At 43.4% G+C, this 25,076-nt stretch carries 24 protein-coding genes; 16 read left to right on the top strand and 8 right to left on the bottom strand.

Annotation, left to right across the window (positions count from 1 at the left end; translation table 11 throughout):
* The first annotated feature begins 169 nt into the window (after positions 1 to 169).
* From GW12_RS12725 to clpB, 3 genes are all read left to right on the top strand, one after another.
* The gene (locus tag GW12_RS12725) at positions 170 to 1,219 is read left to right on the top strand and encodes an NADP(H)-dependent aldo-keto reductase (protein ID WP_034588100.1); all 1,050 of its coding nucleotides are present in this window, start codon (positions 170 to 172) and stop codon (positions 1,217 to 1,219) included.
* Between the two features lie 144 nt (positions 1,220 to 1,363).
* Complete coding sequence (locus GW12_RS12720; RefSeq protein WP_034588098.1) at positions 1,364 to 1,723, top strand: antitoxin Xre/MbcA/ParS toxin-binding domain-containing protein; 360 nt, start codon at positions 1,364 to 1,366, stop codon at positions 1,721 to 1,723.
* A gap of 257 nt (positions 1,724 to 1,980) precedes the next feature.
* Positions 1,981 to 4,560, top strand: coding sequence for an ATP-dependent chaperone ClpB (gene clpB / locus GW12_RS12715; protein WP_034588095.1), 2,580 nt, complete (start codon positions 1,981 to 1,983; stop codon positions 4,558 to 4,560).
* 149 nt (positions 4,561 to 4,709) lie between these two features.
* On the opposite strand, the gene rlmKL is transcribed toward clpB, so the two are convergent.
* Positions 4,710 to 6,914, bottom strand: coding sequence for a bifunctional 23S rRNA (guanine(2069)-N(7))-methyltransferase RlmK/23S rRNA (guanine(2445)-N(2))-methyltransferase RlmL (rlmKL, locus tag GW12_RS12710; RefSeq protein WP_034588138.1), 2,205 nt, complete (start codon positions 6,912 to 6,914; stop codon positions 4,710 to 4,712).
* 237 nt (positions 6,915 to 7,151) lie between these two features.
* Between rlmKL and GW12_RS12705 the strand changes: the two genes are divergently transcribed.
* The 12 genes from GW12_RS12705 (at position 7,152) to GW12_RS12655 (ending at position 18,944) form a co-directional block, all read left to right on the top strand.
* A complete protein-coding gene (locus tag GW12_RS12705; RefSeq protein WP_052127924.1) occupies positions 7,152 to 7,472 on the top strand; it encodes a hypothetical protein in 321 nt (106 codons plus the stop codon).
* A 154-nt stretch (positions 7,473 to 7,626) separates the two neighbouring features.
* Entirely contained in the window at positions 7,627 to 7,956 is a 330-nt protein-coding gene (locus GW12_RS12700; RefSeq protein WP_034588093.1) for a hypothetical protein, read from the top strand.
* A 219-nt stretch (positions 7,957 to 8,175) separates the two neighbouring features.
* Positions 8,176 to 9,192, top strand: a complete 1,017-nt coding sequence (locus tag GW12_RS12695; protein ID WP_034588091.1) for an aspartate carbamoyltransferase catalytic subunit — start codon at positions 8,176 to 8,178, stop codon at positions 9,190 to 9,192.
* A 10-nt stretch (positions 9,193 to 9,202) separates the two neighbouring features.
* Positions 9,203 to 10,435, top strand: coding sequence for a dihydroorotase (locus tag GW12_RS12690; RefSeq protein ID WP_034588089.1), 1,233 nt, complete (start codon positions 9,203 to 9,205; stop codon positions 10,433 to 10,435).
* A 111-nt stretch (positions 10,436 to 10,546) separates the two neighbouring features.
* Positions 10,547 to 11,272, top strand: a complete 726-nt coding sequence (locus GW12_RS12685; protein ID WP_034588088.1) for a hypothetical protein — start codon at positions 10,547 to 10,549, stop codon at positions 11,270 to 11,272.
* Between the two features lie 11 nt (positions 11,273 to 11,283).
* Positions 11,284 to 12,186 (top strand): lysozyme inhibitor LprI family protein, encoded by a 903-nt coding sequence (locus GW12_RS12680; RefSeq protein WP_081403502.1) that lies wholly within the window; start codon positions 11,284 to 11,286, stop codon positions 12,184 to 12,186.
* A gap of 162 nt (positions 12,187 to 12,348) precedes the next feature.
* Positions 12,349 to 13,005 (top strand): hypothetical protein, encoded by a 657-nt coding sequence (locus GW12_RS12675; protein ID WP_152598554.1) that lies wholly within the window; start codon positions 12,349 to 12,351, stop codon positions 13,003 to 13,005.
* A 233-nt stretch (positions 13,006 to 13,238) separates the two neighbouring features.
* Positions 13,239 to 14,729 carry an OmpA family protein gene (locus GW12_RS12670; RefSeq protein ID WP_034588083.1) on the top strand — a complete coding sequence of 497 codons (1,491 nt, stop codon included), beginning with the start codon at positions 13,239 to 13,241 and terminating at the stop codon, positions 14,727 to 14,729.
* Positions 14,730 to 14,939: 210 nt separating this feature from the next.
* Complete coding sequence (locus GW12_RS12665) at positions 14,940 to 15,719, top strand: Rossmann-like and DUF2520 domain-containing protein (RefSeq protein ID WP_034588080.1); 780 nt, start codon at positions 14,940 to 14,942, stop codon at positions 15,717 to 15,719.
* A 140-nt stretch (positions 15,720 to 15,859) separates the two neighbouring features.
* Positions 15,860 to 17,473: a GMC family oxidoreductase gene (locus GW12_RS12660; RefSeq protein WP_034588078.1), complete on the top strand. Its 1,614-nt coding sequence runs from the start codon at positions 15,860 to 15,862 to the stop codon at positions 17,471 to 17,473.
* Between the two features lie 43 nt (positions 17,474 to 17,516).
* Positions 17,517 to 17,675: a hypothetical protein gene (locus GW12_RS16135; protein ID WP_264673533.1), complete on the top strand. Its 159-nt coding sequence runs from the start codon at positions 17,517 to 17,519 to the stop codon at positions 17,673 to 17,675.
* Between the two features lie 6 nt (positions 17,676 to 17,681).
* On the top strand, positions 17,682 to 18,944 hold the full coding sequence (locus tag GW12_RS12655) for a coniferyl aldehyde dehydrogenase (RefSeq protein WP_264673532.1): 1,263 nt from the start codon (positions 17,682 to 17,684) through the stop codon (positions 18,942 to 18,944).
* Positions 18,945 to 18,986: 42 nt separating this feature from the next.
* Here GW12_RS12655 and trmB read toward each other — a convergent pair whose 3' ends face one another.
* Positions 18,987 to 19,703 (bottom strand): tRNA (guanosine(46)-N7)-methyltransferase TrmB, encoded by a 717-nt coding sequence (gene trmB, locus GW12_RS12650; RefSeq protein WP_034588076.1) that lies wholly within the window; start codon positions 19,701 to 19,703, stop codon positions 18,987 to 18,989.
* 156 nt (positions 19,704 to 19,859) lie between these two features.
* The gene (locus GW12_RS12645; RefSeq protein WP_034588074.1) at positions 19,860 to 21,305 is read right to left on the bottom strand and encodes a SulP family inorganic anion transporter; all 1,446 of its coding nucleotides are present in this window, start codon (positions 21,303 to 21,305) and stop codon (positions 19,860 to 19,862) included.
* Positions 21,306 to 21,523: 218 nt separating this feature from the next.
* Between GW12_RS12645 and GW12_RS12640 the strand changes: the two genes are divergently transcribed.
* Positions 21,524 to 22,135 (top strand): glutathione binding-like protein, encoded by a 612-nt coding sequence (locus GW12_RS12640; RefSeq protein WP_034588072.1) that lies wholly within the window; start codon positions 21,524 to 21,526, stop codon positions 22,133 to 22,135.
* Between the two features lie 71 nt (positions 22,136 to 22,206).
* On the opposite strand, the gene GW12_RS12635 is transcribed toward GW12_RS12640, so the two are convergent.
* From GW12_RS12635 to GW12_RS12615, 5 genes are all read right to left on the bottom strand, one after another.
* Positions 22,207 to 22,989: a thiazole synthase gene (locus GW12_RS12635; protein WP_034588070.1), complete on the bottom strand. Its 783-nt coding sequence runs from the start codon at positions 22,987 to 22,989 to the stop codon at positions 22,207 to 22,209.
* A gap of 14 nt (positions 22,990 to 23,003) precedes the next feature.
* Entirely contained in the window at positions 23,004 to 23,201 is a 198-nt protein-coding gene (gene thiS / locus GW12_RS12630; protein ID WP_034588069.1) for a sulfur carrier protein ThiS, read from the bottom strand.
* A gap of 28 nt (positions 23,202 to 23,229) precedes the next feature.
* Positions 23,230 to 23,595 carry a DUF423 domain-containing protein gene (locus GW12_RS12625; protein WP_034588068.1) on the bottom strand — a complete coding sequence of 122 codons (366 nt, stop codon included), beginning with the start codon at positions 23,593 to 23,595 and terminating at the stop codon, positions 23,230 to 23,232.
* Positions 23,596 to 23,716: 121 nt separating this feature from the next.
* Positions 23,717 to 24,586, bottom strand: a complete 870-nt coding sequence (gene rpoH / locus GW12_RS12620; protein ID WP_034588065.1) for an RNA polymerase sigma factor RpoH — start codon at positions 24,584 to 24,586, stop codon at positions 23,717 to 23,719.
* Between the two features lie 141 nt (positions 24,587 to 24,727).
* Positions 24,728 to 24,961: a sulfurtransferase TusA family protein gene (locus tag GW12_RS12615; RefSeq protein ID WP_034588062.1), complete on the bottom strand. Its 234-nt coding sequence runs from the start codon at positions 24,959 to 24,961 to the stop codon at positions 24,728 to 24,730.
* Positions 24,962 to 25,076: the final 115 nt, after the last annotated feature.

The raw sequence follows: 25,076 nt of genomic DNA, 5'->3' as shown, positions 1-25,076 counted from the left end.
GCCTTCGGGTTTGCTTTTTTATGCCTGCTGAAAATTCATCATCACAAATAAGAACAAACTTCTCAGAAAAGATGATTTCAGCCTATCACTTTCCTTCTATACTCTAAGCACACTTTATATTTATAAGCTTCATTTATACAAGCTGACTTAGAACAGACAGGGATTATTCATGCAATTTAAACCACTTGCAGATACCGGCATTTTACTTCCAGAAATTTGTCTGGGCACCATGACTTTTGGTGAACAAAATACTCAAGACGAAGCCTTTGAACAACTGGACTATGCACTGGATCAGGGGCTGTATTTCTGGGATACCGCAGAGATGTATCCCGTACCGCCAAAACCGGAAACTCAGGGCGCGACAGAGCGCATTATCGGTAACTGGATTGCTTCACGTGGTGGCCGTGACAAGCTATTTTTAGCTTCTAAAATTGCTGGTCCTTCCCAAGGCGGTAGTCATATCCGTGATGGTCAAACTCGCTTTGTAGCTTCAGAGATTTCTTCTGCAATTGATAATTCACTGTCACGCCTGCAAACCGATTATATCGACCTGTACCAACTACACTGGCCACAACGACCAACCAACTTCTTTGGCAAACTGGGTTATGGTAATGTGGAAGCGGCAGAAGATCGTGCAGTGACGGATCTGGAAGAAACTCTGACGGCTTTGCATGATGAGATTAAAAAAGGCCGTATCCGTTATATCGGCCTGTCCAATGAAACGCCGTGGGGCACCATGAAATTCTTGCATCTGGCAGAAAAATTGGGTCTATCCAAATTTGTTAGCGTGCAAAATCCATACAGCCTGTTAAACCGGATTTATGAAATTGGCATGTCGGAAATTGCCAAATATGAAGGGGTGGGTTTATTGGCATATTCTCCGCTAGCCTTTGGTTATCTGACTGGTAAATTCCGTCATGGTGCCCGTCCAGCCAATGCACGTGTCACCCTATTCTCTCGCTTTAGCCGCTATAGCAATCCGGAAAGTGAATGGGCCGTCGAGCAATATGCACAGCTGGCTGAAAAGCATGGTCTGACATTGACCCAACTGGCGCTCGCTTTCATCAAGCAACAGTTCTTTGTGACCAGTACCATTATTGGTGCAACCAATCTGGATCAGCTGAAAGAAAATATACAGGCCTTTGATGTAGATCTGTCTGAAGAAGTTTTGCAGGGCATTGAAGCGATTCACCGTCAGCAGCCAAACCCGGCGCCATAATTGTTCAAGTATTAGTTTTAAATGTCCTCCAAGGGAGGGCATTTTTATTTGTATAAGTGATTAAATTTGATGATAAACGACATAGCTGGCAAAGAATAAAAGCCGCATAATCAAAACAAGACTCATGAACATAACTTTATAAAAATGAATAGTGAAACAAATATTTCAAAATCCAAGGTATTAGCGAAAGCAGTATTCAACTTGGCTGAACAGTTGCAACTGAAAGACTCCGAGCTTGCATTGATTCTAGGTATATCTGAAACAGAATTATCTTTAACCCTAAAGGAAGATGGATTGGATCCAAATGCAGCAGAAGGAGAACGGGCTTTAACTTTGGTTTGTATCTATCGAGAGCTATTTAGCCTGAATGGTGGTGACTTAAACTGGATGCGCCGTTTTATCGATTCGCCCAATAGGCTTCTGAATCATCAAACACCTAGATCACTCATGCAAACCGAGAAGGGACTCAAGAAAGTATTACATCTGGTGGAATGGTTACAATAACTTTTAAACATCAGTCTATTTTATGTCGAGTAGTTAAATATTAAAGTTAATTGAATAAGATATTAATAGTTCATCCTCTCTATAAAAATTCTACTTTCGCTCACTTGAAATCTTTTCCTAGAAGACCAATATTAATATTGAAGACTATGTGATTATTTTATTAAGCTTTTGAAAAATATATAAAATTTTATTTGAAATTTATGCGCCTGCTCCCATATATGAATTAAGTTGAAAATTTGTTGTGAGGAATAACAAGAATGCGCTTTGAGAAATTTACAAATCGCCTGCAGCAAACGCTTTCTGATGCACAATCCCTGGCCATGTCCAAGGACCATGCTTCTATAGACGGTATCCATATTCTGGCAACCCTGCTGGATGAAAACTCCAATGTCAGCATGCTGCAACAGGCTGGAGCGAATCTGCGTGACTTGCAGAGCAAGCTGCAACAAGCCCTGAAAGATGCCCCGACCTTAAGTCATAACACCGGTGATATTAACCTGAGTCCTGAAGCGGCCAAAGCTTTGCATCTGGCAGATAGCTTTGCCCAGAAAGCCGGAGATGAGTTCCTGTCGACAGACTGGGTGTTACTGGCGCTGGCTGAAACAGGTACGACCAAAAATATTTTAAATAATGTGGGCGTGAAGGCAGATGCCCTGAAACAAGTGATTAATCAAATTCGAGGCAATGAGAAAGTCATGAGCAATAGTCATGAAGATCAGCGTGATTCCCTGAATAAATATACGATTGACCTGACTGAACGTGCGCTACAAGGCAAGCTGGATCCAGTGATTGGTCGTGACGATGAAATCCGTCGTACCATTCAGGTTCTGTCACGCCGTACCAAAAATAACCCGGTGCTGATTGGTGAACCAGGTGTTGGTAAAACCGCCATTGTTGAAGGCTTGGCACAACGTATTGTGAATGGTGAAGTGCCAGAAGGCCTGAAAGGCAAACGTGTCTTGTCTCTGGACTTGGGTTCATTGCTGGCCGGTGCCAAATACCGTGGTGAATTTGAGGAACGACTAAAAGCTGTTCTGAAAGACCTAGCGAAACACGAAGGTGAAATCATCCTGTTCATCGATGAGCTGCACACATTAGTCGGTGCTGGTAAAGGTGATGGTGCCATGGATGCTGGTAACATGCTGAAACCGGCACTGGCACGTGGTGAGCTACGCTGTGTAGGTGCAACTACACTGGATGAATACCGTCAGTACATTGAAAAAGATGCAGCCTTAGAGCGTCGTTTCCAGAAAGTATTGGTGGATGAACCAAGCGTAGAAGATACCATTGCGATTCTGCGTGGTTTGAAAGACCGTTATGCAACGCACCACGGTGTACAGATTCTTGACTCTGCAATTATCGCAGCAGCTAAAATGTCGCACCGTTACATTACCGATCGTCAATTGCCGGACAAAGCCATTGACCTCATTGATGAAGCAGCATCTCGTATCAAAATGGAGCTGGACTCTAAACCGGAAGCACTGGATAAACTGGAACGCCGTCTGATCCAGCTGAAAATGCAGCTTGAAGCGGTGAAAAAAGATGAGGACTCTGGTGCGCAAGGTGAAGTGAAACATCTGGAAGAGCAGATTGCTTCAGTTGAGAAAGAATATAGTGAGCTTGAAGAAATCTGGCGTGCAGACAAGGCACTGGTTGCGGGCAATAAAGACATTCAGGTGAAACTGGATCAAGCCCGTATTGCTCTGGAAAAAGCCCAGCGTGAAGGTGATCTAGCTGAAGCCGCACGTTATCAATATGGTGTAATTCCGGAACTGCAAAAACAGTTAGAACGTATCGAAGCAGCAGAAGACACTGCAGCACCTAAGTTGCTACGTGACAAAGTCACCGACAACGAGATTGCTGAAGTAGTCAGTGCAGCCACCGGTATTCCTGTATCGAAAATGATGCAGGGTGAACGTGAAAAACTGCTGCATATGGAAGAATTCCTGCATAGCCGTGTGGTGGGTCAGGATGAAGCTGTGGTGGCTGTTTCCAATGCGGTTCGCCGTTCACGTGCCGGTTTGTCCGATCCGAACCGTCCAAGTGGTTCATTCCTGTTCCTTGGACCGACTGGTGTGGGTAAAACCGAGTTGACCAAAGCCTTGGCGAACTTCCTGTTCGACAGTGATGATGCAATGGTACGTATCGATATGTCTGAGTTCATGGAGAAACATTCAGTCAGCCGTCTGGTCGGTGCGCCTCCAGGATATGTGGGCTATGAAGAAGGTGGTGTACTGACTGAAGCGGTACGTCGCAAACCTTATAGTGTGATCCTGTTTGATGAGGTGGAAAAAGCCCATCCAGACGTATTCAACATCTTGCTACAAGTATTGGATGATGGTCGTCTGACTGACTCACAAGGTCGTGTCGTGGACTTCAAGAATGCTGTAATCGTAATGACTTCAAACCTGGGTTCAAGCGACGTACGTGAATTGGGTAGTGGTGCAACCAAAGATGAAGTGCGTAGTGTGGTGATGAATGCGGTATCGGAACACTTCCGTCCTGAGTTCATTAACCGTATCGACGAGATCGTAGTATTCCACTCTCTGGAAAAAGACCAGATTCGTGGTATTGCTGATATCCAGTTGAACCGTCTGCGTCAACGCCTGGCAGAACGCGACTTGCGTCTGAATGTTGAAGACAGTGCATTCGATCAGTTGATTGATGTAGGCTTCGATCCATTGTACGGTGCTCGTCCATTAAAACGTGCGATTCAACAACGTATTGAAAATGGTCTGGCTCAGAGCATCCTCGAAGGCAAGTTCAATCCTGGCGACACCATTGTGGTCAGCGGTGAAGGGGATCATCTGGTGTTCGACAAGATGAAACTTAACTAATCGATAAGAGTGGAATAAAAAAACCCAGCCTAGGCTGGGTTTTTTTATTTTGTTTTTACTTCTTTCATCACAATTTACCCCCTCTTTCTTTTTCTCCCAGAGGGAGAAATGAAAAGCAGAGTGATAAAAGAAGTCAATGCATGATCAAATTACACTTTTGGATGGGTAATTTTCCAGGCACGGTGGATTTTCTGGTTACGCTTAAAGTCTGGACCAATGGTTTCATGAGTGATTTCCTGAACGTCATACAGGCCTTCAATCATTTCATCCATCTCGAAACCACGGTAGTTATTGGAGAAGTATAAGGTACCATCGGTAGTTAAGCGGTTCATGGCACGTTTAATCAAGGACACGTGGTCACGTTGTACGTCAAAAGTGCCGTAGAATTTCTTTGAGTTGGAGAAGGTTGGCGGATCGATAAAGATCAGGTCATATTGCTCATGACTTTCTTTCAGCCATTCGAAACAGTCAGAAGCAAAGAACTGATGTTGTTGATCAGCATGATCTACAGTCAAACCATTCAGGACGAAGTTTTCTTTTGACCAGTTCAGGTAAGTATTGGACAAGTCCACACTAGTTGTACTTGCTGCACCGCCCAGTGCTGCATGCAAGCTTGCTGTAGAAGTATAGCTATACAGGTTCAGGAAATGCTTGCCTTTGGCTTCACGGAAAATGCGCAGACGCATCTGACGGTGATCCAGGAACAGACCGGTATCCAGATAGTCAGTCAGGTTGACCAGAATCTTGGCTTGACCCTCCTGCACGATAAAGCGCTTAGAGGCAGTACTTTGTTTAGTGTACTGGTTTTTACCTTCCTGACGGGCACGAGTTTTAATGAAGATGGCATCACGGCCTAGACCAGTCACAGCACGAATGGCTTGCAGCGCCAGGTTGAAACGTTTTTTGGCTTTTTCAGGATCGATTTTCTTCGGTGGAGCATATTCCTGCACATGCAGACGATCGCCATACAGGTCAATCGCGACATTAAAGTCGGGCAGGTCAGCATCATACAGGCGTAAGCAGAATACATTTTCTTTCACAGCCCATTTACGTAGCGCCTGCATGTTCTTGGTCAGACGATTGGCAAATTCCATTGCACCTTCGATTGGCTCGAATTGCTGTGGCTGCCAGTTGGCCAGGAAAGGCTGAGTCACTGCTGCAGGTTTTACTGTACCAAAACGAATATAGATCGGCAGTTTACCATTCATCAAACGCAATAATTGTGGATCGTTAAAGGCAAGGACATCGGCCTGTTCCACCTGCGCCGCGATGACTGCTGCTTTCTGATTCGGGAAGTTCTTTTGCAGTAAATTAGACAGACCCAAGTACAAAGCACGGTTAGAAGCTTTGTCACCCAGACGCTCACCGTATGGTGGATTCGTCACGAAGAATACTTTTTTGCCTTCAGCCTGAAAGTCTGGCCAATCCGAGAGGGTGCGTTCTTCAATGATGATACGATCCAGTAGTGCTTCAAAACCGGCAGCAATAATGTTTTGCTTGGTAGCTTTGACTGCTTCCCAGTCGGCATCAAAGGCATAGAATTTTGGCAAAGGGTTTTCCAGAGCCGCTTTATGGCGTTCAACCGCTTCGGCTTTGATGCTCATCCACAAGTCATGGTCATGACCACTCCAGCCATTAAAGCCGAAACGACGTACCATACCTGGTGCACGGTCGGTCAGGATCATCAGCGATTCAATAATAAATGTTCCTGAACCACACATTGGATCAACCACGATGTCTGGATTCCAGTCTTTTAAGCCGCCTTTTTGCAGAATCGCTGCTGCCAGGTTTTCCTTAATTGGTGCTTCGGTCATGAAACGACGGTAGCCACGTTTATGCAGTGAGTCACCAGACAGGTCCAGGCAGTAAGTATGGGCTTTTTTACCCGCCAGAATGTACATGGTAATTTCAGGCGATTTGGTGTCGATACTTGGACGTTTACCCACAGCTTCCATAAAGGAATCCACCACGCCGTCTTTGGCACGCAAAGTGGCAAACTGGGTATTGACCTTGATTTCACGTTCGACATGTAGACGGATGGCAAAGGTACTTTGTGGTGCAAAAATAAGCGACCAGTCGAAGCTGATTGCACCTTCATAAAGCTCTTCAGCGACATCACGTGCATCATGGGAAAATTCAATTTCATGAGTGTGAATCGGCATCAGAACGCGTGATGCCAGACGTGACCACATGCAGATGCGGTAAGCATTTTCCAGCGTACCTTTGAAGGTCAGACGACCCGGGAAACGTTCAATATTCTGAACACCTAAACCTTTGATTTCTTCTTCTAATAAGGTTTCCAGACCATCGGCACAGGTGACCCAATAATTGCTTAAACGTGAAGAGGTATTCATAAAATAGAGAGACCGGAAAAGAATAAATAAAAACTGCGCCAAGTTTACCGTATTTTGGCTATTAAAGCTGTGGAATTTTTTATAAATCTGGCTCATTACAGTGAGAGCTAATAATTATAAAAAGCTCTTAATCTTGGTATAAAAAGCAAATTGAAAATTCATGAGATATGTAAAATTACACAGCATCAACAAGAGGAACTTGTTGATTAAATCTTTTATTTTACAGAGGGATATAGGGTGAATATTACATCCGGTCGTGATGATGTTTTTTCCATTGCAACACTGTTGTATGCACGGTTAAGAAAAGTGAATAGTCGAGTAATTGATGTGATGTATCTGATGCAGGACCGCTCTTATGCACATCATGTGATTACGCTGGCACTGGAAACCCGGGATGCAGAGCTGGCAACGCATGTCGAGCGTTTGCGTCAACTGCTGGATCTGCCGGATGATGAACAGTTGGAAAGAGGAAATTATGAGAATATTCAGGATGATGTAGCAAGAAAAGGCGGTTCGGCCAAATATGATGAAGGGCATGTAAGTTTTAGCCTATTCTGATTTATAACTGAATTGCGGTTTTTATAAAAAGCCTGTCTTAATTGCAGATGGGTTTTTTAATTTTGGTATGGATATTGCTGTAGTAATTATCACGAGATTGCAGTCGCTGGGGAGAGGCTGCAATCTCGATTTTTAAATGATTGGGGAATCAAGAATGGTCAATACAGAAAGTTTTTCAATTGCAACTTTAATCTATGCACGTTTAAGACGAGTTTCAGGCCGGGTGATTGATGCCATTTATTTGTCTGAGAATAGTGATTATGCCGAACATGTGATTGCATTAGCCGAAGCCACACGTGATCCGGAATTACTGCGCCTGGTTGAAAAATTTAAAGACGTATTCGAGTTCTCTTCCGATTCGAACATAAGTCAAAAAGCAGGTTCACAGCAGAAAAATAACGATGAATTATTGAAAGTTGAACCAACTGAAGATGACATTTATCGGGCACAAGTCTCACATCATTATATTGGTGCACTGCGCTAGATCAGTTATGGCATTCAAGCTCCAGACTTGGATGCCATTTTAGAACATAAAATATTCACTCTAAAAATTCGTTTAAATTATCTTATTGAAAAAATACATAGGAATTTCAAAATCAATTTTTATTATCGAGCCGGTTTTTGTACAAGTAGCCGATTTCCCAAGTGCGAATAAGAGTGAATCTCTGTATAATACGTTGACTTAACGTATAAGGAATCTCTCATGCACTTAGCTGCATTGCATACACCGAGCCAGATTCAACTCAATAAAGAAGGCAATTTAAAACACTTCTTGACTATCGAAGGTCTTTCTAAAGAAACTCTTACAAAAATATTGGACACCGCGGCGTCCTTTTTTAATGACCAAAATCAGCTCATTACCAATAATTTGCTCGAAGGGCGAACGGTGATGAACCTCTTTTTCGAGAATTCTACCCGTACCCGTACCACGTTTGAGGCGGCTGCAAAGCGTCTTTCAGCTAACGTGCTGAACATCGATATCGCTCGTTCAAGTACTTCTAAAGGTGAAACGCTACGCGATACGCTGTGGAACCTTGAAGCGATGGCTGCGGACATTTTTGTGGTGCGTCATTCATCTTCAGGTGCAGCGCATTTTATTGCCAAAGACGTTTGTCCACATGTGGCAATTATTAATGCCGGTGATGGCCGTCATGCCCATCCAACCCAAGCGATGCTGGACATGTTGACCATTCGCCGTGAAACTAAAAAAGATTATAAAGATATTTCTATTGCCATTATTGGCGATATCAAGCACTCACGTGTGGCACGTTCCGATATTGCTGCGTTGCAAACCCTGGGCTGTAAAGATATTCGTGTAGTTGCACCGAATACATTGCTGCCTTATGGTTTTGATGACTACGGTCCAGAAGTGCGTCTGTTCAATAACATGGAAGATGGCATCAAGGACTGTGACGTGATCATTACCTTGCGTATCCAGAATGAACGTATTGATTCACCAGCGCTGTCTTCACAAGCTGAATTCTACAAAATGTACGGCTTGAACAAGGAACGCCTGGCACTGGCAAAACCAGACTGCATCGTGATGCACCCAGGACCAATGAACCGTGGTGTGGAAATCGATTCCAGCATTGCCGATGGCCCACAGTCAGTGATCCTGCATCAGGTGACCAATGGTATTGCAGTGCGTATGGCGGTGTTAGCCCTTGCGATGCAAGGTCAGCTCCAGGAAAAAGGTTTGATTGAAGCGATTGCGGTATAAGGAATAAGTCATGTCTATTTTAAAAATTGAGAATGTTCGAGTTCTGGATCCAATCGAAAAAACGGATACCGTAAAAACTGTTTACCTGGAAAATGGCAAGCGTGTAGCTGAAACCGTCAATGTTTCTGAAACTATTGATGGTCAAGGTAAATGGCTGATGCCAACTATGGTGGATCTGTGTGCACGTTTACGTGAGCCAGGCCAACAACAGCACGGTACCCTGAAATCTGAAGGGAAGGCGGCGCGTGAAAACGGGATTCTGCACGTATTTACCCCCCCAGATTCAAAACCAATCGTACAGGACAATGGTGCCCTGATTCACGGTCTGGTTGAAAAAGCCATGCTAGATGGTGGTATTTACCTGGAAGTAATTGGTGCACAGACCCAAGGGCTAAAAGGCAACCAACCTGCCAATATGGCTGGTCTGAAGAAAGGCGGTTGTACTGCAGTTTCTAATGCCAATGCACCGTTTGCTGATGATGACGTGGTGATTCGTACCCTGGAATATGCAGCTGGTTTGAATCTGACTGTGGTGTTCTATGCAGAAGAGCCACAAATCGCCAAAGATGGCTGTGCACATGAAGGCTTTATTGCATCTCGCCAAGGTCTGCCAATGATTCCGGCACTGGCTGAAACTGTGGCCATTGCCAAATACCTGCTGATGATTGAAGCAACCAAAGTCCGTGCTCACTTTGGCCTGTTGTCTTGTGGTGCTTCAGTTGAACTGATCCGTATTGCCAAAGAAAAAGGTCTACCGGTGACGTGTGATGTCGCCATGCATCAATTGCATTTAACTGATGCACTGATTGATGGCTTTAACTCACTAGCGCATGTACGTCCGCCGCTACGTTCTGAAAATGACAAAGAGCTGTTACGCCAAGGTGTGAAATCTGGTGTGATAGATGCAATCTGTACCCATCACGAACCACTGAGCAGTTCTGCAAAAATGGCACCGTTTGCTGAAACTCAATCGGGCTTTACTGCTTTTGATACTTTTGTACCATTCGGTGTGCAATTAGTAAATGAAGGTTTGTTTACCCCACTGGAATGGGTAGAGAAAGTCACTCTGGCACCTGCGACTGTAGCGAAAATGCAAGATCGCTGGATTCAGGAAGCAGGCTGGGTACTGGTGGATCCAGAGCTGGAATGGACTTTAACCAAAGAAACCATTGTATCACAGGGTAAAAATACGCCATTGATCAATCAAACTGTGAAAGGTAAAGTCCTTCGATTATTCAATTAGTCATAGATCACAGTAAATTTTAAAAAGCCGACTTTAGTCGGCTTTTTTTATTTCAACATAGAATTTTTTTGTAAACTTATGTATATTTCACGAGAAAAATAAGGGGGTAATATGAAGTTTTATAAGAAAATTTTAACAATTACAGCTATTGCTATTTCTGTAACAGCATGTAAAAGTCCATTCTTTTCAAATCATATCGCATGTGATGATCAAGATGCTTTAACATTGGTGAATAATGTTTTAAAAAGTAATTTAGATAAATCTTTAGAGAGTGAATTAAAATCCTTAATTGCTGATGGCGCGATTAAAGATCTCGATCCAGCTAAATTAAAATTGTCTGCCCAAAATATTACTTTTACCTTGTCCGACAGTCGTACTGAATTTATTGACCCAAATAGTCCTAAAACTAATTGTTCGATTGATTTATCAACTACGATACCTTCTGATTTGCTTAAAAAGTCTGATGAAGCTAGAGCAAAAGTTGAAGCTCAATTAACCGAAACACAAGCTCATAATTTAGAAGTTGATTATGAGAATGGAAAAATAAATTTGGTTCTTGAATATACCTTACAACCTAATGATAAGGGTGACAAAATTTTTGCTTTAGTAAAAAACTCTTCTCCTGTTAATACATTAATTACAGATACTTTGACATACGCATTTTTGAAACCTCAAATTGAAAAAAATCAAGTGAAATTAAAAGAAGCTGAAAAGAAACAACAAAGCCAAGCTAATAGGTATTCGGCAACACAAGCAGCTGAAGATGCAGTAATTGCAGCTCAAGAAGCAGAAGCTGCAGCAGATTTGGCAAGCGAAGAATATTATGAAGATTACTAATGGTATTTGATATGAACATTAAATTATTAGCTTTGACTTTTAGTATATTGACTTTAGTGGGATGCGAGAAGGTATCCTCAATTGCAGGTTCAAGTGTCAAGTGTGATAGTGAGATTACAAAACAAACATTTGTAGAAGCCTTTAGTAAAAATGTTGCAGAGATTGCTAGTAACAGGGTAAAAGAAATTATTGAAACTGAAAATGTTACAGTAGACATGGGCAAATTAAGAAGTGCTCTACAACAAATAACATTTAATGTGACTGATGTTCGAACAAATAATGCAGATCCTAATAGTAAGAAGAATTACTGTGTTACAAATTTAGTAGTCAATATTCCAGCCCAAATGATCAAAGACGCTGATGCAGCTAGAGCAGTCTATGAGGAAAATAATATTTCACAAGCGGCAGTATTATCTGATTTAAATTTTGAAAATAATCAGCTTAAGAAAGAAATTGAATATTTTGTACAACCAACTGATGATGGTAAGAAAGTATTTGTTACACTAGAAAATCCTGATGCTTTAGCTGTGTTTGTGAGAGATATTGCAATTGATTCTTTATTAAAAGGTGCAAGACAAAATGCAGCGGAGTTAGCTAAACAAGAAGAAATGAAACGTTTAGCAGAAGAGTCGGCGGCAGCAGAAGAATATCAATCTTTGTTGATCACAGAAGCTCAAACTAACTTAGATCAAGCTAATGAAAACTTAAACTTGGTCTGGAATGCAACGACAAAAGATGTCCGTGAACAGCTACTCAAAGAACAACGAATTTGGCTTAAAAAGCGTGATTTGGAGTGTAAGTTACAAAGTTCAAATGCAGATAATCCGGAAGTTTCACGTTTGAATTGTGAAACTAATATGACTAGAGAGCGCACAAATGAATTGCGTCAGAAAATTTATTATTTAGAACCTTAAGAAGTTGAATTTTTAAAAAGTCAGCTTCGGCTGGCTTTTTTTATAGTAAAAATAAAGCTTTAAAGATAAATATAGCATGTGATAAGCCAACAATAATTTACAGATACTGCACCGCGACTTATTAGAGACTAATACCAATGTAATGACAAAATGGTGCAGCTCATGAGCATGGATCTTGTCAAAAAACTCAATGTCACTGTTACGCCTTACATATTGAAAGATGAGCTTAATGATCTGCTAGAAAAGGATCAGGCACTTTGTCGCTTCTATCCTTTTTTATTGAGTATCTTGCATGTACATCCGTCTTTAATTGCTGATTTAATCCAGCAGCTTGACCCGAGCATTAACGCAATCTTTCAGGGTAATTACCAGCTTCAACAGCAATATCTGCAAAAGTTGCAGCAACAATTAAACCGGCCGATTCCTGAAACGGAATTTGAACAGGTACTTAATCGAGCCATTATTCCGTGCTTGGGTTTTCTTGAGCATGAAGCAGGAACCATTCAAGTGGAGGGAATTGTACATTTGCTGGATCATCATGCAGAGGAGATCCATCAGGCATTGCCGACCTGGGCGACACCAATTCTGGAAGCACTGGCAGCCAAACCTGTACCTAGATGGACTCGACTGCAGACTATGTCCGTAAGAAAACAGTACCAGCAAAATAAAGTTCAGGGGATTGGTCTCGGAATAGTTGTTGCTTTTATTGTGATACTATTTTCTGGAATCTGGGGGTTTGCCCAACAAGTCTATACTGATCACCGACAATTAGAACGACAAATATCTCGTCATGATCACTCACAGCATCAGTCTGATTAGAATTTCCGGTATGGTGATTATAAAGAGGCGATTCATGCGTAAAATTATTTCCACGAATCAGCTTGATCGTTAAAAGCTCACTACAGTTGGCGCTGTATGAATTAACAGAGTTCAACAGAACTCGTGAAACTTTATGATATCCATACAATTAATTACATCCTCTAAAAAGAGGGCTCGTTACACTCATTCTTGACGAAACATTAAAAAAATCAAAAGAAAAGAATGGTGGCTTTATGAACACAGACCTGATTGAACGATTAAAAACTAACGTCACTCCAAGCGTGCTTCAAGGTGAAACGGAATACGTGGCTGAAAAGGATCAGGCACTGGGACAATTTTATCCGATCTTGCTGAGTATCTTGCGTGCCAATCCAGATCGGGTGGACAGCTTGACCAATCAGCTGAATCCTAAAGTCAGCGAGCTGTTTGCGGAAAAGTCGGAACTGAAACAGCAAGTGCTGGAGCATATTTCGAGTCAGTCGAATGGAGTCCCACAAGACCAACTGGAACAGACCTTAAACCGTTCCATTAAACCCACTATTGAATATTTAAAAACAGAAGCTGAGGCATCTACACCTGATGCAGTCAATTATGTGATTGAAACCAATAACGAGTCGATTCAGAAAGCTGTGCCGACTTGGGCTTCGCCATTACTACTTTCTATGGGTGCTTCACCACTGGTGAATCATAATCCTACGCCAGTGCCGGGGATTGATCCAAAACCAACTGAACCACCTATTCAGAAAGCTAAACGTAATGCTTTCATTGTGCCAGTGATCGCTTTCATTGCTGTTGCAGTGCTCATCATGTTCTTCTTCCGCGGCTGTACCCGTGATGATGACCCGGATGATATCCGTGACATGCAGAATAGTAAGGCAGCAGTGACTCAGCCAGCATTTTTAAAGCTGAGTACGGGAAGTGAAGGGCAGATGACCAGCTGTCAGGTACAGTTAAATGACCCGCAATATATGCAAATCCTGCAAAATGAGATCAAACAGATTTATAACTATAATATTGGCTGTGGAACGGCAAATAACCAGAACTACCATTCGCAATTTATTGATCAGGATGTGATTCCTACAGTACTGAAAAGCATACAGGGTGTACCGAATGTTAGCCTGAACTGGATGGGTGATCAGGTATCTGTGCAGGCCGCCAACTCAGCAGATGCAGTGCGTATTGCCAGTGAAATCCGTCATCTGGCCAAAAATATGCAGGTGATGACGCAGCAACCGGTTAATCCTCAACAGATGGCAAGTGCTCAAAGCAATGAAGCTGACAAAGTGTTGGCCAGTATACAACCAGAGCAGATCCGTGCACTTGATGTCGCGACTGCTTTAAACCTACAAGCCATTAACTTTGCAGCAGGTTCAACTGAAATTCCGGAAATCAATCTGTCGATTCTGGATCAGTCGGCTGCTTTAATGAAGCGTGCGCCACAAGTGCATCTGAAAGTGATTGGGCATAGTGATGCGCAGGGCAATGCTGAGCAAAACACAAAATTATCCTTGCAGCGTGCACAAGTGATTACAGATTATCTGATTCAACAAGGGGTCGATCCAGCACAATTACGGGCGGTTGGTATGGGAGAAACTCAGCCAAGTGCAAGTAATGCAACGGATGTGGACCGTTATCAAAACCGTCGGGTCGCCTTTGAAGTGATGAATACCGATACCGGTACTGTACGTGCCGTGGATGATCAAGGGGTAAAAAAGAAAGTATAAAGACTTCTAAAATGTAAAAGTTAGCGCAATTGCCCTGAATTTTTCAGGGCTTTTTTATTAAGTAGAATAAATGCTTTTTTAAACCTATCAATAAAAGAGCGGTCTATTGAAATAGGGTACTTGCTGAAATATAGGCAAACTCAATAGGACGAATTGCTTCGATCTTTTTTTATTGGCATGCTGTGCGCAATTCATTAGGAATAGAAACAGATGCGGATTAGTCTTATTGGAGCAGGGCGAGTAGCTTATCATCTGGCACGGGTATTATCGGTGCAACATGAGATTGTGCAGATTTATAGCCGAACCTTGGTAAAAGCCCAGCAACTGGCAGCACAATTTCAGGCTCAGGCTACTACTCAGCCTGAAGAACTCACAGCCAATGTTGATCTGGTAATCATTGCGGTGAGTGACCAGTCTATCGCTTCTGTAATTGAGCAAATCCATCCCCATCTACGACACAATCTAATCGTACATACTTCTGGCAGTACGCATCTGGATGTACTCAAAAAAGTCCATGCACGTGCTGGAGTGTTTTATCCATTGCAAACCTTTAGTCTGGAACGCGATATCGACTGGCAGACCACACCACTGTTTATTGAAGCTGCAAAGGAGCAGGATCTAACCCTATTATTGGAATTGGCTAATAGCCTAAGCAATCGTGTTTATAATTACAGTTCCAGCCAGCGCTTAAGTCTGCATCTGGCTGCTGTTTTTGCCTGTAATTTTAGCAATTATTGTTATGACATGGCTAAACAGATCGTCGATGCAGAGCAGGTGGATTTTAGTCTGCTTTATCCACTCATTTTGGAAACGGCCAATAAAGCCACACAGAATGATCCCTGTCAGATGCAAACCGGACCTGCGATGCGTGGCGATCAGAACATTCTGAATATGCATCAGCAGATGTTGCAACAATCGCAACGACCAGATTTAGCAGAGGTCTATGCCTTACTTAGTCAGCAGATATTGCAACGTCATCAACCTTTTTAAGTCAGAGCTAAAGAGCCTAGCTATCTGAATTTCGTGCAGAATTCTCAATTAAGCGTCGAGTTGAATTCTGAATAATTGATTGTCTATTTTCAGAAAATATCTTAAGTTGAGAAGATAATAATGAAAATGGAACAATAACAATGCAACAGGAATTTGATTACATCATTATTGGGGGCGGAAGCGCGGGATGCGTACTGGCCAGTCGTTTAAGTGAAGATCCCAATATTTCGGTCTGTCTTTTAGAAGCAGGTGGTCATGGTAATGCCTGGACGGTGAATATTCCCGCCGCCTGTGTCATGAGTTTGCCGACCAAAATCAATAACTGGGCATTTGAAACGGTTCCACAAAAAGGCTTGAATGGGCGCAAAGGCTATCAGCCACGGGGTAAATGTTTGGGTGGTTCCTCCGCGATTAATGCCATGATTTATATCCGTGGCAATCGTGCCGATTATGATAGCTGGGCAGCACAAGGCTGTACTGGCTGGTCTTATGAGGAAGTGCTGCCATATTTTATCCGCTCCGAGAACAATCATCGCATTCAGAATGAATATCATGGCAATGCAGGTCCTTTGCATGTATCCGATGTGCAAACGGATAGCATTTTTCATGAGCGCTATTTGCAGGCTGCCCGTGAACAGGGCTATCCAGTTTTGGATGACTTTAATGGTGCAGAGCAGGAAGGCTTGGGCGTTTATCAAGTCACGCATGACAATGGTGAACGTTGTAGCGCTGCACGAGCTTATCTGTTTCCACATTTGAATCGGCCGAATTTAACCGTGTGGACCAAAGCCACTACGCATAAAATTCTCATAGAACAAAAAGTAGCAGTGGGTGTTCAGGTACAGCATGCGGGTCAACTAAAAACGCTTCGTGCACGGAAGGAGATTTTGCTCTCGGCTGGAGCGATTCAATCTCCCCATATCCTGATGTTATCGGGCATTGGCGATACAGAAGAACTGCAGCAGCATGGTATCGAAGTTAAGCATCACTTGCCGGGAGTCGGAAAAAATTTTCATGATCATCCCGATTTTATTTTTGGTTATACCCTCAAGGAATTTGCTGGAACTTTCGGAATTTCCATGTCCGGTTCACTGAATATGTGGAAGCAGATTACACGTTATCGCAGTGAACGCCGTGGCATGATTGCCTCCAATTTTGCAGAATGTGGCGGTTTTATCAAAAGCTCACCTGAACTAAAAATTCCAAACCTGCAACTGCATTTCGTCGTGGCACTGGTAGATGATCATGCGCGCAAATTCCATCGCAGTCACGGCATTTCCTGTCATGTTTGTCTGTTAAATCCACGCAGCCGTGGTTCGATTAAATTAAGCGGGCCAAATATTCATGATCCGTTACTGATTGATCCGAATTTTCTGGATGATGAACGCGATTTAGAGGATTTGGTTCAAGGTTTTAAATTAACGCAGAAATTGATGCTGTCACCATCACTGTCCAATCTATACACGCAGGATTTATTTACTGCGAATGTGAAAACAGATGATGATATCCGGGAAATTCTACGTAATCGGGTGGATACAGTGTATCACCCGGTCGGCAGTTGCAAAATGGGTGTTGATGAGATGTCTGTCGTTGATCCTGAACTCTGTGTCTATGGCATTCAGAATCTGCGGGTCATCGATGCTTCGGTCATGCCATCAGTCGTGAATGGTAATACCAATGCGCCAACAATTATGATTGCCGAAAAAGCCGTGGATCTGATCCTGGCAAGACAACAGGCTCCAAAAGTGGCTTAACAATATGAGAATTTTATTTTTACAGAATTAATAGGGACAACACATGACATCATGGGAACAAGGGGCGAATCTGGATAGTGCCAAATACATGCAGGATATCTTTCAGCAGCAGCGTCAGGCTTGCTTGCAAGCAGCATATCCAAGCTATGAACAGCGTCGACAGCAACTAAAAACACTTTATCGCATGGTGGTGGAGCATTAGGATGAAATGGCAGCAGCGATTAGCCGGGATTTCTCTAACCGCAGTCTGGATGAAACCAAGCTGTTTGAAGTACTGACCAGCTTGAATGGATTAAAGCACAGCTTAAAGCATCTAAGAAAATGGATGAAACCAAGTAAACGCCAAGTCGGTATTCTGTTTCAGCCAGCGACTGGCTATGTGATGTATCAGCCGGTGGGTGTGGTCGGTATTGTGGTGCCGTGGAACTATCCACTTTTTCTGGCGATCGGTCCTTTGGGGCAGGCATTAGCGGCGGGCAACCGGGTCATGCTGAAAATGAGTGAATATACCCCGGAATTTTCCAGCCTGTTTCAACGGCTCATCGCACGTTATTTTCCTGATAATCAGATTGCTGTAGTCACTGGAGATGCTCAGGTTGCGCAGCAATTTACCACTTTGCCATTTGATCATTTGCTGTTTACCGGTGCGACCTCAATAGCACGGCATGTGTTACATGCAGCGGCAGATAATCTAACGCCTGTGACACTAGAATTGGGTGGTAAGTCACCAGTCATTGTTACCAAGGATGCGGACTTGCAGGAAAGTGCACGCCGTCTGGCGTTTGGCAAGACCATGAATGCCGGACAGACCTGTGTCGCACCCGATTATGCCTTTGTTTATCATGGACAAATCCCTGCTTTTATCGAAGCCTATTTCAACGCGATTCGACAGTTTTATCCAAACAGCCTTCTGAGCAATCCGGATTATACGACTATTATCAATGACCGGCAGTTTGCTCGCTTGCAAGACTATATCGAGGATGCGAAAGCCAAAGGTGCACAGCTGCATCAGATTGAACAGGGTGTAGATGGGCGCCGTTTGCCACATCTGGTCTTGACCAATGTGCATGAAGATATGCTGATTATGCAGAATGAAATCTTTGGGCCGTTGTTACCAGTTATTGGCTATGAACAGATTGATGAAGCCATTGAATATATCAACCAGCATGACCGGCCACTGGCACTGTATTATTTTGGCTATGACAAAGCTGAGCAGCAAAAGGTTCTGCATGCGACACATAGTGGTGGGGTTTGCCTGAATGAAACCTTAATGACGGCGGGGATGGAAGATATGCCGTTTGGGGGTATTGGCCCATCCGGTATGGGGCATTATCACGGGCATGAAGGCTTTAAGACTTTTAGTCATGCCAAGTCGGTATTCAGCCGGCCAAAATTCAGTTTGATGAAACTGATTTATCCACCGTATGGCAGTTCGATTCTTAAACTGATTTATCGTCTTTTTCTTCGTTAATAAAAAAGCGCTGAACAATCAGCGCTTTTTTAATGTTTTAGATTAAGAAATCTTTTTGAAAATGAAATCATTAATCTTGTGACCGGCTTCGATCCCGCGACGTTCAAATTTGGTGATCGGACGCCATTCAGGGCGAGGGTAACTGTTGCCTTTGCCTGCCAGATTTTCCAGACGCGGACGGTTATCCAGTACATCTAGCATCCATTCAGCATACGGTTCCCAGTCAGTTGCAGAGTGGAACGTACCGCCCAGCTCAAGTTTCTGTTCCACCAGCGTCATACGCTCAGGCACCACAAAACGACGTTTGAAGTGACGTTTTTTCTGCCATGGATCAGGGAAGTACAGCTGTACAGTGTTAATGCTGTTGTCAGGCATCTCACGTAGCACTTGGATCGCATCTGCATCCAGTACACGCAGGTTAGTCAGACCTTCATTACCTGCTTCATATACGCATTGTGCGATGCCTGGCACGTGTACTTCAATACCGACAAAGTTACGTTCAGGATTGGCTTTGGCCATCAGCACCAGTGAACGGCCCATACCAAAACCGATTTCTACGGTTAGTGGTCGTTCAGGATGTTCAAAATGCTGACGCAAATCACCCGCCGGATATTCCAAAATTAAGTGACCATATTGTTCTAGCGCAGTACGTTGAGAGGTGTTCAGCGGGGCTGAGCGGCGCATAAACGTTACAATTTCACGGTGCTCGCTTAAATTGTCCAGCTCCACGACTTGCTGGTCTAATTGATCGTTCGACATAACTTTGGCAAATCTTAAAAATTTCGAATGCGGTATTTTAAGTCCTGAGCGGTGCAAGTCAAACTTTTCTCGGGAATTCGCCACTAAAAATAGGACTTCAGCAAAAGACAGGCAAATAAAAGGACCGATTGGTCCTTTTATTGAATATGGTTGCAATCAGGTCTGGTAACGATCTACCAAAGTGCTACTGGCTTCATTCATGCCAGTGACTTCAACCTCAATACCTTGAGCCTTGAATTTCTGCACCACGTTATTAAACATATTCACTGAGGTCACATCCCAGATATGTGCATGGGTCAGATCCAGCTCCACCTTTTTCACTTTTTCTTTAAAGTTAAAGAATTGGTAGAAGCGGTCCGAACTGCTAAAGAAAATCTGTCCAGAAATCACATAACGACGTGAATTTTCATCGATTAGATGGGTATCAACATGAACCGTATTTTCTAGCTTGTTAATAAAGAACAGGGCAGAAAGAACAACGCCAATCAATACACCGAGTGCCAGGTTATGCGTTGCTAATACCACCAGCACGACGGCAATCATTACGATATTAAAGGCGAGTGGATGTTTGCCAAATTGTTTGATCGCACCCCACTGGAAAGTGGTAAATGACACCATGATCATAATTGCCACCAATGCTGCCATCGGGATATAAGCCAGCCAGTCTTTTAGGAATACCACCAGACACAATAGGAATACGCCAGCCACCAGTGTTGAAAGACGGGTACGCGCACCAGAAGACACATTAATGATGGATTGACCAATCATGGCACAACCCGCCATACCGCCCATAAAACCACTGATAATATTTGCCATGCCCTGACCACGACATTCCTGATGTCGGTTGCCTTCAGTCTCAGTGACTTCATCAATTACTGTGGTGGTCATCATAGTTTCAAGCAAGCCCACGGTTGCTAGTGTCACCGAATAAGGAAAAATGATCTGTAAGGTTTCAAAATTCAGCGGGATTTCTGGAATCAAAAAAACGGGTAGAGTATCCGGGAAATGCCCCAGATCACTGACGGTACGCATATCGGCACCCAGCAGCATTGCCAGCCCGCTCAGCACGATAATACAGATCAGTGGGGAAGGAATGGCTTTACCAATTTTCGGCAAATAAGGAAACAGATAAATAATCGCCAGGCCGATCGCTACAAACAGATAACCCGTGCTATCCATTTTTTGCATTTCCGGAATCTGCGCGACAAAAATCAGGATCGCTAGGGCATTCAGGAAGCCATAAACTACCGATTGCGAGACAAAGCGCATCAGTTTGGCAACCTTAAATGATCCCGCAATCACTTGAATAATACCAGTGAGTGCCGTTGCAGCCAGCAGATATTGCAAACCATGTTCCTTGACCAAGGTAATCATCAGCAAGGCCATAGCACCTGTTGCTGCCGAGATCATGGCTGGACGACCCCCAAAGAAGGCAATCGATACCGCGATACAGAAGGATGCATATAGACCCACTTGAGGGTCAACGCCAGCAATGGCAGAAAAGGCAATCGATTCAGGAATGAGCGCCAAACCGACTACCAGTCCGGCCAGGACATCGGTGCGAATATTGGAAAACCATTCCTCTTTTTTCAGACTTATCACAGAATTTCATCATTAAATTTTAAACCCTGCGTATCTTAATCGTCCTGATTTAAAAATCCACACAAGAATGACTTGAAAATGCCCTGAATATACTCAATATTGAAGGAGTAAATGTCTTTCGGCGGCAGTTACGCTTTTTTGCAATTTACAGGTTTGATCACTTGAAAGTTTGTTGGAAGCGATTTAAAACATTGAGAAGTAGATAACAAGGATCAGAAATGAAGCTTTACTATGCACCTGGTGCATGCTCGTTGGCAGCACATATTATTTTAAATGAAATTAATGTCGATTTTGATTTGGAACGTGTTGATTTAAAAACACATAAAACTGAGAAAGGTGAGAATTATTACGAAATCAATCCTAAGGGTTATGTACCTGCATTAGAAATTAACCCGGGGCTGATGCTGACCGAAAACGTTGCAATCCTGCCATTCTTGGCGCAACACGATCCAAAACAAGATCTGATTCCGCCATCTGGTATGGGGCGTGCCAAAGTCCTGGAATGGTTGGGGTATCTGAACTCGGAATTGCATGATGCTTATGCGATTTTCTTTGGTGCACCATTAGATGAAGAAGCTAAGAAAAAAGGCTATGCAGAGATTGACCGTCTGCTAACTTATATCGATAAACAGATTGGTGAATCAGACAATGAGTATCTGGTCGATGACAACTTTGGTCCGGCTGATGCTTACCTGTTCGTACTGACCAACTGGTCGAACCATATCGGTCATGACTTAAGCCCATACAAGAATATTATTGCACTGCGTAATAAAGTGGCTGAACGTCAGTCTGTACAAATTGCGATGCGTGATGAAGGTTTGATTCCTTAATTCACGATTAAAAAATAAATAAAGGACTCATTTGAGTCCTTTATTTTTTGGCTTTATTTAGCTTTAAAAAATTATTTAAAGAAATAACCGGTTTCAGGTGAGCTGGCATTGGCCATGCGTTTGCGTGGCATACGACCTGCCAGGAAGGCTTCACGACCTGCCTCAACTGCTTTACGCATGGCAGAGGCCATGAGTACTGGATTCTGTGCAGCAGCAATGGCTGTGTTCATCAGTACGCCGTCGCAACCCAGTTCCATGGCAATGGCTGCATCACTAGCAGTACCTACACCGGCATCGACCAAGACTGGCACTTTGGCATTTTCTTTAATGATGGAAATGGTGTGTGGATTCAGAATACCCAGACCAGAACCAATCAGACTGCCCAAAGGCATGATTGCGACACAACCCATGCTTTCCAGTTCCTGTGCCACAATCGGGTCATCCGAGGTATAGACCATGATCTCAAAGCCATCATCAATCAGGGTGCGGGCAGCTTTCAGTGTTTCAGTAATATTTGGATATAGGGTCTTTTCATCACCCAATACTTCCAGTTTCACCAGATTGTGACCATCCAGTAGTTCACGTGCCAGCATACAGGTACGTACCGCACTGTTGGCATCAAAGCAGCCTGCGGTATTCGGCAAGATCGTATATTTCTCTGGTGGAATCACAGAAAGCAGGTTTGGCTGATCCGGATGTTGACCGATATTGACCCGGCGAATCGCCACCGTCACGATTTCAGCCCCACTGGCCTGAATCGCCTGTTCGGTTTCCTGAAGGTCTTTGTATTTGCCTGTACCAACTAACAGACGTGACTGGAATTGGCGTGAACCAATTTGTAGTAAATCTTGCATAGTGTTTCCGAGCTTTAGCCGCCACCGACAGCGTGAATGATTTCGATTTTGTCTGCTTCACAGATCGGCGTTTCAGCCAGTCTGCTTTTAGGGATGATCATTTCGTTGACTTCAACGGCATAGCGCTTACTCTCAAGTGCAAGATTCTGGATCAGATCCATCAAGGTCTTGCAGTCGGTCTGTTGTTGTTCGCCATTGATATAAATGTTCATTTTGGCACCCTCTAAACGTGACCAGTTCTTATTTGATGTATTTAAATGCGTTCCATGCCAGCACCAGCCAGCCAGCGATCATTAGTGCACCACCGATCGGGGTAATTGCACCCAAACCACGTGGTAAACCCAGCGCCATGATATACAGTGAGCCACTAAAGAATAGAATGCCAAACTGAATCAGGACAAAGCTTGGCTTGATTGGAAGCTCTGGGATGACTTTCGCGATGATGCCTAGGAACAATAATCCAAGCGCATGATAGAAAAAGTAATCGGTCGCAGTCTGCCACCAGGCCAGTTGTGCTTCTGTGGCACGGGCTTTTAAGCCATGTGCGCCAAAGGCGCCAAGCATTACGGCAAGAGCCAGGTTAATCGCTGAAATCGCAATCCACATCTGAACTGATCTTCCTGTAAATTTTGCGCTTTACCTTAGCATAAAAGCGGCTTTCGAGACATGGCATTAACAGACAAAAAAGCCTTCATCTCTGAAGGCTTTTTGATCAGTTGTGTAACGTTTAGTTGGAAGACATGGCGATTTTAATTTTTTCCATGGCATTCTTTTCCAACTGACGAATTCGCTCAGCGGAAACATTATATTCTGCAGCCAGTTCATGCAAGGTAGATTTCTCATCATCTAACCAGCGGCGTTGCAGGATATTGCGTGAACGGTCATCCAGCTGTTCCATCGCATCATGCAGGGCAGCGGTGCTTTGTTCCTCATAGTCTTCATTTTCAATCAAACGTGCCGGGTCATAGCGGTTATCTTCCAAATACAAAGCTGGAGCGACATGACCTGAACCTTCATCGTCATCATCACCGGAAGCCTCGAAAGCAGCATCATAAGCCGTCAGACGGCCTTCCATTTCTAGGACCTGTTCTGGGGTAACATTCAGGTCATTGGCAATTGATTGTGCTTCTTCAAGAGTGAGCTTTTTAGAAGATTTTTTCAGGCTACGTAAGTTAAAGAACAGTTTACGCTGTGCTTTGGTGGTCGCAATTTTGACAATACGCCAGTTACGAATCACATATTCGTGGATTTCTGCCTTAATCCAGTGCACCGCAAAGGAAACCAGACGGACACCCATATTGGGGTCAAAGCGTTTTACCGCTTTCATTAAACCAAGGTTGCCTTCCTGAATCAGGTCACCTTGAGGCAGGCCATAACCTGCATAGCTACGTGCAATATGTACAACAAAACGCAGGTGGGACATCACCAGCATTTTTGCTGCGTCCAGGTCCTGGTCATAGAAATATCGGTCCGCCAACTCTTTTTCTTGTTCGGCAGTTAAAATAGGAATCTGATTGACAGTACTAATATAAGCACCGAGATTGACACCTGGCGCCGATAATGACAGGGGCATCAATTGATTGCTGCTGTCACTCATGTGTTCTCCTTGAGGAATAACGGGATCATTCCCAAATCTATGATTTATCTTAATCCAATCTTCAATCAAATGATGGATGTTTGGGTAGAGAAATGTAAACTTTTTTGCAAATATGGAGATAAACAGTTTAATTGAAATTTTTTAGGATTCAATTAAGTAGTGAAACTCCACGTCGGAAATTTGTTTCAATTCATACTTCAGCTGGTGAATCTCGCAGTAACGCGAAACATCGATCTGACTGTGTGGATCGGATGACTTCAACAGAAAGGTTTCACCTGGATAACTTTTCAGTGCTCGCTTTAACATCAGCAATGGCATCGGACAGGGTTTGCCCAGGGCATCAATGGTGCGAATCTGTCCCGCAGTATCACTCATTTCGGTAAATTCATTCAACCTAAAAAGGCTTTAAATATTAGCAAATAGGATGCCAAATCCCAAATTTTTTAAAAATTTTTAAACGAATTAATAATTTAGGACTTACGCACTATTA

The organism is Acinetobacter sp. HR7, from assembly GCF_000773685.1.
Classification (GTDB): Bacteria; Pseudomonadota; Gammaproteobacteria; order Pseudomonadales; family Moraxellaceae; genus Acinetobacter; species Acinetobacter thermotolerans.
This window is presented reverse-complemented; position numbering and strand designations above follow the sequence as displayed.

Excerpts from the sequence above, each read along its gene's own strand:
- GW12_RS12725 (WP_034588100.1), top strand. The coding sequence starts at position 170 with ATGCAATTTAAACCACTTGCAGATACCGGCATTTTACTTCCAGAAATT.
- GW12_RS12720 (WP_034588098.1), top strand. The coding sequence starts at position 1,364 with ATGAATAGTGAAACAAATATTTCAAAATCCAAGGTATTAGCGAAAGCA.
- clpB (WP_034588095.1), top strand. The coding sequence starts at position 1,981 with ATGCGCTTTGAGAAATTTACAAATCGCCTGCAGCAAACGCTTTCTGAT.
- rlmKL (WP_034588138.1), bottom strand. The coding sequence starts at position 6,914 with ATGAATACCTCTTCACGTTTAAGCAATTATTGGGTCACCTGTGCCGAT.
- GW12_RS12700 (WP_034588093.1), top strand. The coding sequence starts at position 7,627 with ATGGTCAATACAGAAAGTTTTTCAATTGCAACTTTAATCTATGCACGT.
- GW12_RS12695 (WP_034588091.1), top strand. The coding sequence starts at position 8,176 with ATGCACTTAGCTGCATTGCATACACCGAGCCAGATTCAACTCAATAAA.
- GW12_RS12690 (WP_034588089.1), top strand. The coding sequence starts at position 9,203 with ATGTCTATTTTAAAAATTGAGAATGTTCGAGTTCTGGATCCAATCGAA.
- GW12_RS12685 (WP_034588088.1), top strand. The coding sequence starts at position 10,547 with ATGAAGTTTTATAAGAAAATTTTAACAATTACAGCTATTGCTATTTCT.
- GW12_RS12680 (WP_081403502.1), top strand. The coding sequence starts at position 11,284 with ATGAACATTAAATTATTAGCTTTGACTTTTAGTATATTGACTTTAGTG.
- GW12_RS12675 (WP_152598554.1), top strand. The coding sequence starts at position 12,349 with ATGAGCATGGATCTTGTCAAAAAACTCAATGTCACTGTTACGCCTTAC.
- GW12_RS12670 (WP_034588083.1), top strand. The coding sequence starts at position 13,239 with ATGAACACAGACCTGATTGAACGATTAAAAACTAACGTCACTCCAAGC.
- GW12_RS12665 (WP_034588080.1), top strand. The coding sequence starts at position 14,940 with ATGCGGATTAGTCTTATTGGAGCAGGGCGAGTAGCTTATCATCTGGCA.
- GW12_RS12660 (WP_034588078.1), top strand. The coding sequence starts at position 15,860 with ATGCAACAGGAATTTGATTACATCATTATTGGGGGCGGAAGCGCGGGA.
- GW12_RS16135 (WP_264673533.1), top strand. The coding sequence starts at position 17,517 with ATGACATCATGGGAACAAGGGGCGAATCTGGATAGTGCCAAATACATG.
- GW12_RS12655 (WP_264673532.1), top strand. The coding sequence starts at position 17,682 with ATGGCAGCAGCGATTAGCCGGGATTTCTCTAACCGCAGTCTGGATGAA.
- trmB (WP_034588076.1), bottom strand. The coding sequence starts at position 19,703 with ATGTCGAACGATCAATTAGACCAGCAAGTCGTGGAGCTGGACAATTTA.
- GW12_RS12640 (WP_034588072.1), top strand. The coding sequence starts at position 21,524 with ATGAAGCTTTACTATGCACCTGGTGCATGCTCGTTGGCAGCACATATT.
- GW12_RS12635 (WP_034588070.1), bottom strand. The coding sequence starts at position 22,989 with ATGCAAGATTTACTACAAATTGGTTCACGCCAATTCCAGTCACGTCTG.
- thiS (WP_034588069.1), bottom strand. The coding sequence starts at position 23,201 with ATGAACATTTATATCAATGGCGAACAACAACAGACCGACTGCAAGACC.
- GW12_RS12625 (WP_034588068.1), bottom strand. The coding sequence starts at position 23,595 with ATGTGGATTGCGATTTCAGCGATTAACCTGGCTCTTGCCGTAATGCTT.
- rpoH (WP_034588065.1), bottom strand. The coding sequence starts at position 24,586 with ATGAGTGACAGCAGCAATCAATTGATGCCCCTGTCATTATCGGCGCCA.
- GW12_RS12615 (WP_034588062.1), bottom strand. The coding sequence starts at position 24,961 with ATGAGTGATACTGCGGGACAGATTCGCACCATTGATGCCCTGGGCAAA.